Annotated in this window: 9 protein-coding genes; 8 read left to right on the top strand and 1 reads right to left on the bottom strand. The window is 42.6% G+C overall.

Annotated features, from left to right (window positions below):
• Positions 1 to 77 precede the first annotated feature (77 nt).
• The 8 genes from I592_RS08005 to nifJ all read left to right on the top strand — a co-directional run bounded on the left by I592_RS08005 (position 78) and on the right by nifJ (position 11,256).
• A complete protein-coding gene (locus I592_RS08005; protein ID WP_010780709.1) occupies positions 78 to 686 on the top strand; it encodes a helix-hairpin-helix domain-containing protein in 609 nt (202 codons plus the stop codon).
• Positions 687 to 715: 29 nt separating this feature from the next.
• Positions 716 to 1,204 carry a ComE operon protein 2 gene (locus I592_RS08000; RefSeq protein ID WP_010780710.1) on the top strand — a complete coding sequence of 163 codons (489 nt, stop codon included), beginning with the start codon at positions 716 to 718 and terminating at the stop codon, positions 1,202 to 1,204.
• A 122-nt stretch (positions 1,205 to 1,326) separates the two neighbouring features.
• On the top strand, positions 1,327 to 3,429 hold the full coding sequence (locus I592_RS07995; RefSeq protein WP_010780711.1) for a DNA internalization-related competence protein ComEC/Rec2: 2,103 nt from the start codon (positions 1,327 to 1,329) through the stop codon (positions 3,427 to 3,429).
• Between the two features lie 128 nt (positions 3,430 to 3,557).
• Positions 3,558 to 4,586, top strand: coding sequence for a DNA polymerase III subunit delta (gene holA / locus I592_RS07990; RefSeq protein WP_010780712.1), 1,029 nt, complete (start codon positions 3,558 to 3,560; stop codon positions 4,584 to 4,586).
• A 407-nt stretch (positions 4,587 to 4,993) separates the two neighbouring features.
• A complete protein-coding gene (locus I592_RS07985) occupies positions 4,994 to 5,443 on the top strand; it encodes a flavodoxin (RefSeq protein ID WP_010780713.1) in 450 nt (149 codons plus the stop codon).
• A 29-nt stretch (positions 5,444 to 5,472) separates the two neighbouring features.
• Positions 5,473 to 6,309, top strand: a complete 837-nt coding sequence (locus I592_RS07980; protein WP_044926508.1) for a sulfide/dihydroorotate dehydrogenase-like FAD/NAD-binding protein — start codon at positions 5,473 to 5,475, stop codon at positions 6,307 to 6,309.
• Positions 6,302 to 7,711: an NADPH-dependent glutamate synthase gene (gene gltA, locus I592_RS07975; protein WP_010780715.1), complete on the top strand. Its 1,410-nt coding sequence runs from the start codon at positions 6,302 to 6,304 to the stop codon at positions 7,709 to 7,711. Before I592_RS07980 ends, gltA begins: the two co-directional genes overlap by 8 nt.
• Positions 7,712 to 7,722: 11 nt before the next feature.
• Positions 7,723 to 11,256: a pyruvate:ferredoxin (flavodoxin) oxidoreductase gene (gene nifJ, locus I592_RS07970; RefSeq protein ID WP_010780716.1), complete on the top strand. Its 3,534-nt coding sequence runs from the start codon at positions 7,723 to 7,725 to the stop codon at positions 11,254 to 11,256.
• Positions 11,257 to 11,340: 84 nt separating this feature from the next.
• Here the strand turns inward: nifJ and rpsT are convergent, their stop codons facing one another.
• The gene (gene rpsT / locus I592_RS07965) at positions 11,341 to 11,595 is read right to left on the bottom strand and encodes a 30S ribosomal protein S20 (protein ID WP_010780717.1); all 255 of its coding nucleotides are present in this window, start codon (positions 11,593 to 11,595) and stop codon (positions 11,341 to 11,343) included.
• Between the last annotated feature and the right edge of the window lie 21 nt (positions 11,596 to 11,616).

The following is an 11,616-nucleotide window of genomic DNA, read 5'->3' as shown; positions in this document are numbered from 1 at the left end:
TATTTCATAGAAAAAAAGAGAAGCAGCCATGCCATTTCTCTTTTTTGTTGCGTATGTTAAACGAAAAGGAGGGTGTTATGAAAGATTATTTGAAAAAGTATCCTATTTTGTTTGCTTTGCCTCTCGTACTGCTTCCGATCGTTTTTTTCTTTCTTACAAGAGAACCTGACAATGAAATCTCAGACCCAGCATTGTTTTCTACAGAAAGCAGTGCGTCGCTAGATACGAGTGAATCCAAAGATCAAGAATGGTATGTTGACGTAAAAGGCGCAGTAAAAAAAGCAGGAATGTATCGTATTAAGCAAGGCATGCGTTTGATGGATGTGATCGATTTGGCCGGCGGGTTTATGGAAGAGGCAGATCAAAACCAACTAAACTTTTCAAAACTAGTAATGGATCAGGAAATAATTTATGTTCCTAAAGTTGGAGAAGAGATTCCAACTATTCAAGAAGAACCTTCAGAAGGGGGCTCAGGAACTCCTGAAGCAGAAACAGCAAAAGTCAATATCAACACAGCAGATGCAACCGAATTGCAGCAATTGAGCGGGATCGGAGAGAAAAAAGCAGCAGATATTATCAAGTATCGCGAAGAAAATGGCAGTTTTCGCGCGATCGAAGACTTGACGAAAGTATCAGGAATTGGTGAAAAGACGCTTGAAAATTTAAAGGACTCGATTACAATATAAGAAAGATCAAAAGAGAGGACGAATAATGGATGACTGAAAGAATCCCTTGGGATCAATATTTTATGGCGCAAGCCGTTTTATTATCATTAAGAAGTACCTGTACACGTTTAGAAGTAGGAGCAACCATCGTGCGGGATAAGCGAATCATCGCTGGAGGGTACAATGGCTCAGTCAGCGGAGATGTTCATTGTATGGATGAAGGCTGCTATGTGGTTGATGGTCACTGTCTTCGGACGATTCACGCGGAGATGAATGCGCTGCTGCAATGCGCAAAGCTAGGGATCGCCACAGATCAAGCGGAGGTCTATGTCACTCATTTTCCGTGTCTCGCCTGTACAAAAGCATTGCTGCAAGCAGGGATCAAAAAGATCCATTATTTGAAGGATTATCACAATGATCCGTATGCGATCGAGTTGATCAAGCAAGTGGGTGCTAGCATGCATCAAGTACATCTCGAAAGTAAATACTTCACTAAACTACAATTAGGAGAAGATGCTGCCACATTGCCTGAAGGATAGCTGCTGTTCGCAACTACTTAATTTTACCGATCTTGGTTGCTGTATTATCAGGAAGTCTGATCTATCAAATGAATTTATGGCTTCTAGTAATTCTTATCGTTTTGTTTTTACGGATTCTCTGCATGAAAAATCATCGGCTGATACTGCTGGTCTTTTTGTGCAGTTTTTTTCTTTGTTTACGAACGTATTATTATGTAAACCAAAATCAATCACCACAAAAAGAATTCACGAATCAAACGATCGAAATACAACCCGATTCAATAAAAGTTGATGGCGATTTTTTAAAGTTTACAGGAAAGATGAAGAAGAAAAAATACTTACTTTATTATGTGCTGAAAACGCCAGCAGAAAAAGCTCTTTGGACGAAAAGAAACGTGCCGGATACGGCCGTGATCAGTGGAGAAACTGCTTCGTTTGAGGGCCCGCGAAATCTGAACGGGTTTGATGAAAGAAAACATTATAAAAGTTTGGGATTTAATCAAAAAATCCAAGTTGAGTCTATGAAGCCCTATAGACAGAATAAAGTGTCATTAAGCCTTCTACGCCAGCAATTGATCTGGAAAGTCGATCAGCGCTACTCCAAACGTCTAAGCAGTTATGTAAAGGCGTTAGTGCTGGGGTATAAGGATGAGCAGTTCACGGAATACACAGCTGCCTACAAAACTACCGGATTGCTGCACTTGTTTACACTGTCTGGCTTGCATATTCAATTTTACCTCGGGGGTATTCATTTGCTGCTTAAACGTCTGGGGCTGATAAGAGGAACACGCTTGTGTGTACTTACTTTGGTGGGATTGCTTCTAGTATTTTTAACAGGCGGCAGCTATAGCACCATCCGAGCGGTTATTAGTTTCTTACTTGCGTTTGGTTGTCTTACGTTTGAGCGATCATTATCTAAGCTGGATCAATGGAGCCTCATGCTTTATATCTTAGTCTTTTGCTTCCCCTTGGTTTTTTGGTCAGTGGGTGCTCAATTAAGTATTTATTTTGCTTTGATGCTCCTCTTTCTTAATGATCTATCTTTTAAAAATTGGCAGCAAATGTTCATGTTTTCAGCACTGGCTTTGCCTTTGCTGATCTATAGCTTTAGCGAGTGGACCGTTGTTGGAGGGCTACTCACGTTGTTGTTGTTTCCATTATTCGAATGGCTGATTTTACCAGGTTCGGTGGTATTATTTTTTGGTTGCTTCATTCCTGTTTTATCAATAGCTGCACCATTGTTTGACGGACTGTTTAGCCTCTTGGAAAAAGGGTTGGCACTTGTCGCCTTTCCCAATATAGTCATTGGTCACCCAAGCTATTTAACGTTGCTGTGCCTCATCCTATGCGTTCTTCTCCTGATCGACCGCTTGGCCTATCAGCAGCCGATTTATTGGATCGTTTGCGTGTCCCTATTCTTTTTAGCAGCGACTGCTTTTTCTGCGAATGGCCTAGTGGCGTTTGTCGATGTTGGACAAGGAGACAGTATCTTCATCAAACTGCCCTTTAAGCAAGAAACATTTTTGATTGATACGGGTGGACGATTGCATTTTAAACGAAAGAAGTGGCAAACGCGACAACTGAAGAATCCCTCTGATTACAATTTAGTGCCTTTTTTAAAGTCTGTGGGATGCCGCTCGATCGACCATGTGGTGATTACTCATAATGATGCGGATCATATGGGGGAGTTAGGTCATCTATTAAATGAGATAACAGTAAAAAATCTCTATCTAGCCAAGGGGTCACAAATGGAACTAAAAAAGATTCTTCAGCCTATCAATGACACAGCCATCCATTTAATAAAAAGAGGGGATACGGTTGGCGATCACTTGAAGCTTCAAATACTCTCTCCCCAAACTAGCCAAGGAAAAAATGATGACTCGGTAGTGGTCTATTTTGTGGTAAACAAGCAACGCTTTTTATTGACGGGTGATTTGGAAACAACTGGGGAAGAAAAAATAGGTGCCTATTATCCGAAATTAACAACCGATTTTTTAAAAATAGGGCATCATGGAAGCAACACCTCGACTGGAGAAGCTCTGCTAAAGCAACTGCAACCTAAATATGGGATTATTTCAGTCGGGAGAAGAAACCGATACGGCCATCCCACGATGGAAACACTGGATAAATTAAAAAAATATCAGATCATGACTTATCGAACAGATCACCAAGGAATGGTTTATTATCAATGGTCTGCACTGTCGAAAAAGGGAAAAATCAAAGTCTTAATAGATTTTCCTGAGTAATCGTGGTAGCATGAAGAGTCAATGTGTCAGGTGATTTTGGCAAAGACCCTACGTATACCATTCCCCATGAGGATTAGTGATATACTATAGAAATTCAACTTTAATTACTACTGAATTAGGAGTATGACATGAATACACAAGAAGCCCTTCAACAGATTAGAACTGCACCGCTAAAACCGGTTTATCTAGTGACAGGAACAGAAGATTATCTGATTCAAGAAATCCGGCAAGCATTTATTGACCGGATGAAAAAAGATGACCTCGAAGAATTGAATTTCATGTCTTTTGATATGGAGGAAAGCGGTCTAGGCGCAGTCATCGATGAGGCAGAAACGATGCCTTTTTTTGGCGATTACCGGCTCATTTTTATTGAGAAGCCTTACTTTTTAACTGGAGAAAAGAAAAGTAACACGCCAGAGCAGGACACGGATGGTTTGGTGGACTACCTCAAGCGACCGTTAGACACCTCGATCGTCGTTTTTTGGGCGAATTATCCTAAGCTGGATGCCCGCAAAAAAATCACAAAGGCATTAAAGAAAACCGAGATCATCGATGCCGCTCCGCTTCAAGAGCGAGAATTGCGTAATTTTCTGCAGCGTTATATCAGCAATGAAAATGTAAAAATATCAAAAGAAGCATTTGACTTATTTTTACGATTAACAGATTTTGATCTTTCAAAAGCAATGAATGAAATCGAAAAATTATTGTTACTTGCGGGTGATGGAGGGACAATCACCCTTCAATTAGTCCAAGATTTGGTTCCAAAAACCTTAGAGCACAACATCTTTGAACTGACGGAACAAATTTTAAAAGGCGACACGGCAAAAGCTTATCAAACATATGAAGAGCTGCATTTGCAAGGGGAAGAAACGATTAAATTGACCGCGATTTTGATTGGTCAGATTCGTCTGCTGCTACAAACCAAAGTCTTGCAGAAAATTGGCTATCAGCAGGCCAATATCGCGGAAACATTAGGTGTCCATCCATATCGAGTGAAATTAGCGATGCAGCAGGTTGCGAAATTTCCACTCAATCTACTTGTCTCAATGTATGATGAATTAGTCGAAAATGATTATGAAGTTAAGACGGGTCAAGCCGATAAGGAGATCAACTTTCAGCTATTTATCTTAAAAACAACAGAAAAAATAAAAAAATAGTTTTATTATTGAAGAGAAGCCATCGAATCATCGCGTATTCGATGGTTTTTTTATGTGTTTGCGAAGTAAAATTTCAGAAAATCGATTAAAAGCGACAAATTAGTTGAGATGGAAAAATAAAGTTAGAAAAACAAATAGTATCGACTTTTTCAAAAAAATTTAGAATAAAAATCTCTCAGCAATGTTTAATAATTCACATTTTTGAGGTATGATTAAACAAAGGTGTTGAATACCTAAAAATAAGCTTGTTAAGCGCTTCATAATGAAAATAAAGACCTTTAACCGTGTACTCATTTTACTTTTTTTAAAATGCTGCGTGTAATTTTTCTCAATCGATAATAGTCAGCGTCGCTGGCTTTATATATGCAACAAAAATGTATAAAACCATAAAAGAAAGGATGAACAAAATGACATTAGCAAAGATCGTTTATGCAACAAACACAGGAAACACAGAAGGAATCTCTGAAATTCTGGAGGATGCTTTTGAAGAAATCGGGATCGACGTTGAACGCGTGGATGCGGATGAGGCAGAAGCAGATTTTTATGAAGATGCGGATATCTGTGTCCTAGCTACTTATACTGATGGGGATGGGGAATTGCCTTTCGATTTGGAAGACTTGCATGAAGAATTACCTGAGGAAGATCTATCAGGAAAAATCTACGGTGTCGTAGGAAGTGGCGATAGCGAGTTATATCCAGACTATTTCTGCCATGCAGCGATCGCATTTGATGAAGCTTTTGCCAAAACAGGCGCTAAAAAAGCAGCGGAAACTGTGAAAATCGAAAATGAAGCAGATGATGAGGATGAAGAAGTATTGAAAGCATTTGTGAAAACTTTGGTAGAAGCAGCTGAATAAGGATTACCTTGGAGGAATGGAGTGAGATTTTGTTTAAAGTATTGGAACGCAAGGAATTGGCGCCAACGGAGTATGAAATTTTAGTAGAAGCGCCGCGAATTGCCAGCAAGGCACAGCCAGGGCAGTTTGTGATCTTGCGAATCGACGAACAGGGTGAGCGGATTCCGTTGACAGTCGTCGATACTGACAAAGAAGCGGGTTGGGTACGCTTAATTTTTCAAGTAATCGGAAAGTCGACCGCGCAACTGGCCACCGTCATGGCTGGAGAAGGGTTGTCAGATATCGTTGGTCCTCTTGGAAAAGCAACAGACATTGAAAATTATGGTACCGTTCTCCTCGTTGGAGGCGGTGTTGGGATAGCTGCTTTGTTCCCGATCGTTAAGGGATTAAAAGAAGCAGGAAACCGTGTAATTACCGTTCTCGGTGCAAAAAACAAAGAGTTATTGATCTTAAAAGAAGAGTGTGCTGAGTATTCGGATGAGCTGATATTGATGACAGACGATGGTTCTGTTGGCCAAAAAGGATTGGTCACACAAGCAATGGAAGAGGTCTTTCAGCGTGAAACGATCACGATGGCTTGGGCTATCGGACCGAGTATCATGATGAAGTTTTGTACTCTGACTGCGCAAAAGTATGACGTGCCGATCTATGTCTCGTTGAATCCTATCATGATCGACGGAACAGGCATGTGCGGCGGCTGCCGGGTGACTGTGGCCGATTCTATCAAATTTGCTTGCGTGGATGGACCAGAATTCTTAGGCGAAGAAGTCGATTGGAACGAATTTGTCAATCGAATGCAGCAATATCGACCGGAGGAAGTACTGGCCAACGAAAGATACGAAAAGCAGGTGAGTTCAAATGGCTAAACGCAGTTATACGAAAACTCCTATGAAGGAACAAGCGCCGGAGATTCGCAATCATAACTTTGATGAGGTCGCTTTAGGCTACACGCTAGAAGAAGGACAGCAAGAAGCAAGCCGCTGCCTTCAATGCAAAAATGCGCCGTGTATCGAAAACTGTCCAGTTATGATCGATATTCCTGGATTTATCAAAGCAATTGAGGACGGCGAAATGCCATTAGCTTATGAAATTTTAAGCAAATACAGCAATCTGCCAGCCATCTGTGGACGAGTGTGCCCACAGGAAAAACAATGTGAGATGGTTTGTCGATTAGGACGATCGAAGAAATTCGAACCGGTTGCCATCGGAAAGCTCGAACGTCTTGTTGCAGACTGGGCGTTGGAACAGCCATTTGAAGCAAAGGAAGCTTCAGGAGAAAAAGGCCGTGTGGCAGTTATTGGTGCCGGTCCTTCTGGACTTACTGTCGCAGGAGATTTGGCGAAATCAGGCTATGATGTCACTGTTTACGAAGCGCTGCATGCGCCAGGTGGCGTATTGACATACGGGATTCCAGAATTCCGTTTGCCAAAGCGCATCGTTAAAAAAGAGATCGACCGGATCGTCGCACAAGGCGTGAAAATCGAAACGAACGTGGTCGTCGGAAAAACGATCACGATGGATGAGATCATCAGCGACTTTGATGCCTGCTATCTTTCTGTAGGCGCAGGTGCACCAAGATTCCAAGGAATCAAAGGGACTTCATTAAATGGGGTCTATTCTTCCAGTGAATATTTAACGCGTGTCAATTTGATGCACGGGTACGAGTTTCCTAAATACGATACACCTATTCAAAAATCAAAAAATGTCGTTGTTATCGGCGGCGGGAATGTTGCGATGGATGCAGCACGTTCTGCTAAGCGTTTGGGTGCTGAAAAGGTATCGATCGTTTATCGTCGGTCATTAGAAGAATTGCCTGCCCGAGAAGAAGAGTATCACCATTCGGTAGAAGAGGGCATCGAGTATCACTGGTTGACGAATCCAATCGAATATATGGACGATGGTGCCGGCCGCCTAAAATCAGTTAAATGTGTCCAAATGGAATTAGGGGAACCGGATGATTCAGGTCGTCGTCGACCAATCGTGATTCCAGGCAGCGAATTTATTATCGAAGCAGACACAGCGATCGAAGCAATCGGGCAAGGGGCCAACAAAGTGCTATTAGATACATTCCCTGAGCTGGCTCTGAATAAATGGGGATACATTGATGCAGATGAAGAAACCTGTGCAACGTCGATACCAGGAGTGTTTGCTGGGGGAGATATCGTAACGGGTGCAGCAACAGTCATTTTAGCAATGGGCGCTGGGAAAATTGCAGCAAATGAAATTGATCAGTACATTCAAAAGACAAGACAGGAGCAATTGGTTTAAGCGAGGTGCAAATGATGAAAACGATGAAGACAATGGATGGAAATACTGCAGCAGCACATATATCTTACGCATTCACTGAAGTTGCAGGTATTTATCCGATCACCCCTAGCTCAACAATGGCAGAAGTCGTTGATGAATGGGCAGAACAGGGCCGCAAAAATATTTTCAATGAGACAGTAAAGGTTGTTGAGATGCAATCAGAAGCAGGAGCCGCAGGGACAGTGCACGGGTCATTAAAGACCGGTGTATTGACCACGACGTATACCGCTTCGCAAGGGCTGCTTCTCATGATTCCAAATATGTTCAAAATCGCAGGTGAATTACTGCCGACGGTGTTTCATGTAGCAGCGCGTGCAGTTTCTACGAACGCCTTGAGTATTTTCGGCGACCACAGTGATGTGATGGCTGCTCGACAAACAGGATTTTGTATGCTCGCTGAAGGCGGCGTACAGGAAGTAATGGATTTGTCCGCCGTTGCCCATTTGGCGAGCATCGAAGGCAAATTACCATTCATGAATTTCTTTGATGGCTTCAGAACCAGTCATGAACTGCAAAAAATTGAAGTTCTTGATTATGATGATCTAAAAGCGATGGTGAATTGGGAAGCGCTGGAAGAATTCCGTAAACTAGGGATGAATCCAAATCGTCCGAATGTATCTGGAACGGCTCAAAATCCAGACATTCATTTCCAACAAAGAGAAACAGTCAATCGTTATTACGACGAAATGCCGGCGATCGTTCAAAAATATATGCAGAAAATCAACGATCTCCGTGGAACCAATTATGATTTAACGAATTATTATGGAGATCCAGAAGCGACAGAAGTGATCATTGCGATGGGATCTGCTTCACCAACGATCCAGCAAACAGTGGATTACTTGAATGCCAATGGCCGTAAAGTCGGTTTTATTGATATTCATCTATACCGTCCTTTTCCTGCTGAAAATCTATTAGAAAAATTACCTGCAACCGTTGAGAAAGTAGCAGTACTTGATCGTACGAAGGAACCAGGATCAGATGGCGAACCGTTATTATTGGATGTACAAAGTGTACTGTACCGTCACATGAACCGTCCAATCGTTATTGGCGGCCGTTACGGAATTGCTTCTAAAGATGTTACGCCAGATCAAATCGTGGCTGTTTTTGACCATCTTTTAGTACCGATAAACGAAATGAAGCAACGCTTTACGATCGGGATCAATGATGACGTGACAAATCTGTCCTTACCAATGGGTGAAGTATTGGATTTGACACCGACATCTACCTTCCAAGCGAAGTTCTGGGGACTTGGTTCTGATGGTACAGTGGGGGCGAATAAGCAAGCGATTAAAATAATCGGGAACAACACGGATTATTATGCGCAGGCGTATTTCTCCTATGATTCTAAAAAATCAGGCGGCTTGACGAATTCCCATTTACGTTTTGGTAAAGAACCGATTCTTTCAATCTATAACGTAGAAGCTGCTGATTTTGTGGGATGCCATAACAGCGCCTACATCCACCAATATGATTTAGTTAAAGGGTTAAAAGATGGCGGGACATTCTTGCTTAATACGGTTTGGACAGAAGAAAAAGTCAAACAGTTATTACCAAGCAGAATCAAACGCTATTTAGCGGAACACAACATCAATTTCTACATTATCAATGCAATGGAGATCGCGCAAAAGACAGGCCTTGGCGGACGGATCAACCAAGTAATGTCCACAGCCTTCTTTGAATTGACAGATATTTTGGATCATGAGACGTATTTGCCGCTGCTTAAAGCAGAAGTAGATGCCGCTTATGGTAAAAAATCTAGAACGATCGTTGAGCGCAATTGGCAGGCGATCGACGCGACAGTCGCTGAGTTGAAAAAAGTAGAAATACCGGCTGAATGGGCAGAGATTGAAGTAAAACCGCTGTTTAATAAGGAAGATCAAGAGAAACCTGCCTATATTCGCAATATCTTAGAGCCAATCAACCGTCAAGAAGGCAATGCGCTTTCTGTCAACGACCTGATTGAAAATGGTATGTTGGGCGGCGTGATGCCTTCAGGAACAGCAGCGTATGAGAAGCGCGGAATTGCACTGGAAGTGCCTGAATGGATTCCAGAAGCCTGTACGATGTGTAACGAGTGTGCCTTTGTTTGTCCTCACGCAGCGATTCGTCCATTCCTTGCAGACGAAGAAGAGATGGAGGCGGCGCCAGAAGGCTTTATTACTCGTGATATGCGTGGAAAAGACGGGTTCAAATATCGTATCCAAGTATCGTTGGAAGACTGTACAGGATGTGGGCTTTGTGTAGAAGCGTGCCCTGCTAAAGAAAAAGCGTTAGTTATGAAATCCTATGAAGATCAGAAAGATCAAGCAGTTAATTGGGCTTTCGCGATGACGTTGCGTCAAAAAGCCAATCCAGCGAAGAAGTTTTCTGTTAAGGGCTCTCAATTTGAGCAGCCATTATTGGAATTCTCTGGCGCATGTGCGGGCTGTGGGGAAACACCATATGTGAAGCTATTGACCCAATTGTTCGGGGACCGCATGATGGTGGCAAACACGACTGGATGCTCTTCTATTTGGGGCGGTTCTGCACCAGCGACACCATATACTGTTAACGAAGATGGCAGAGGACCTGCATGGAGCAATTCACTTTTTGAAGACAACGCAGAATACGGTCTAGGTATGCACATGGCAAACCAAACCAAACGAAATCGTTTAGCCAATAAAGTGATGAAGGCTTTGGAAAATGGCGTTGGGTCAGAGGATACAAGGGCCCAGTTACAGGACTGGATGAACCACATGTTAGATGGCGAAGGCAGTCAACAGCGTGCGGCAAAATTACGTGCCGTATTAGGTGAAGAAACAGACGAAGACTTGCGTTCAATTCTCGCGGATCATGAGATGTTTGCGAAGCCTAGTCAATGGATCATCGGAGGCGATGGATGGGCCTATGATATCGGCTTTAGCGGTATTGACCACGTCTTAGCTTCTGGTGAGGATGTCAATATTTTGGTTATGGACAATGAAGTCTATGCAAATACCGGAGGTCAGATGTCCAAAGCGACCCCTTCAGCAGCCATTGCGAAATTTGCGGCCGGCGGGAAGAAAACGAAGAAAAAAGATCTGGGTATGATGGCAATGACGTATCGGGATGTTTATGTCGCTCAAGTCGCGATCGAAGCTAATCCGACGCAGGCATTGAAGGCGATCCAGGAGGCAGAAGCCTACCCGGGACCATCATTGATTATTGGGTATACACCGTGTATCAACCACGGGATTCGAGGCGGAATGAGTCAATCGATCGAAGAATCGAAAGAAGCCGTTGAATCAGGCTACTGGCCGCTTTATCGCTACGATCCTGTCCGTGCACAAAAAGGCAAGGACCCAATGCGGATCGACTTTAAGAAAGCAGATTTCAGTAAAATGAATGCTTTCCTTGAAGGTCAGACACGCTTCTCTGCACTGCACAACATCAAAAAAGATGATGAGCTAGTAGAAGAGATGCTGACACAAACCGTCGATGATATGGAAGAACGGGCGAAAAGTTATACGGAATTGACGAACAAATAAAAAATAGCGTTGATACCAATGGTATCGACGCTATTTTTGTATCCAGAGGACAAAATAAAAAACCGATCAAACGATCGGTTTTTATTATTTCGCTAATTTTTTAGCAAGACGCGCTTTGTCGCGGTTTGCTTTGTTTTTGTGGATCAAACCTTTTGATTCAGCCATATCGATTGCTTTAGCAGCTTCTTTATAAAGGTCGTTCATATTTTCAGCGCCAGCATCAGCAGCCTCTTCAAATTTCTTAACAGTAGTACGCATTGCGCTCATTTGTGATGAGTTTTTAGCGTTAGCAGCTTCGCTAGTGCGAACACGTTTGATTGCAGATTCAATGTTTGGCATGGATTTCACCTCCGAATTCAG

Origin of the sequence: Enterococcus gilvus ATCC BAA-350, from assembly GCF_000407545.1 — a bacterium.
Classification (GTDB): Bacteria; Bacillota; Bacilli; order Lactobacillales; family Enterococcaceae; genus Enterococcus_A; species Enterococcus_A gilvus.
The sequence above is the reverse complement of the archived record's forward strand: the minus strand, read 5'-3'. Positions and strand labels throughout refer to the sequence as shown.

Coding starts and splice junctions, on each gene's coding strand:
- gltA (WP_010780715.1), top strand. CDS start 6,302: ATGGCTAAACGCAGTTATACGAAAACTCCTATGAAGGAACAAGCGCCG.
- I592_RS07995 (WP_010780711.1), top strand. CDS start 1,327: ATGAAAAATCATCGGCTGATACTGCTGGTCTTTTTGTGCAGTTTTTTT.
- holA (WP_010780712.1), top strand. CDS start 3,558: ATGAATACACAAGAAGCCCTTCAACAGATTAGAACTGCACCGCTAAAA.
- I592_RS07985 (WP_010780713.1), top strand. CDS start 4,994: ATGACATTAGCAAAGATCGTTTATGCAACAAACACAGGAAACACAGAA.
- rpsT (WP_010780717.1), bottom strand. CDS start 11,595: ATGCCAAACATTGAATCTGCAATCAAACGTGTTCGCACTAGCGAAGCT.
- nifJ (WP_010780716.1), top strand. CDS start 7,723: ATGATGAAAACGATGAAGACAATGGATGGAAATACTGCAGCAGCACAT.
- I592_RS08005 (WP_010780709.1), top strand. CDS start 78: ATGAAAGATTATTTGAAAAAGTATCCTATTTTGTTTGCTTTGCCTCTC.
- I592_RS08000 (WP_010780710.1), top strand. CDS start 716: ATGACTGAAAGAATCCCTTGGGATCAATATTTTATGGCGCAAGCCGTT.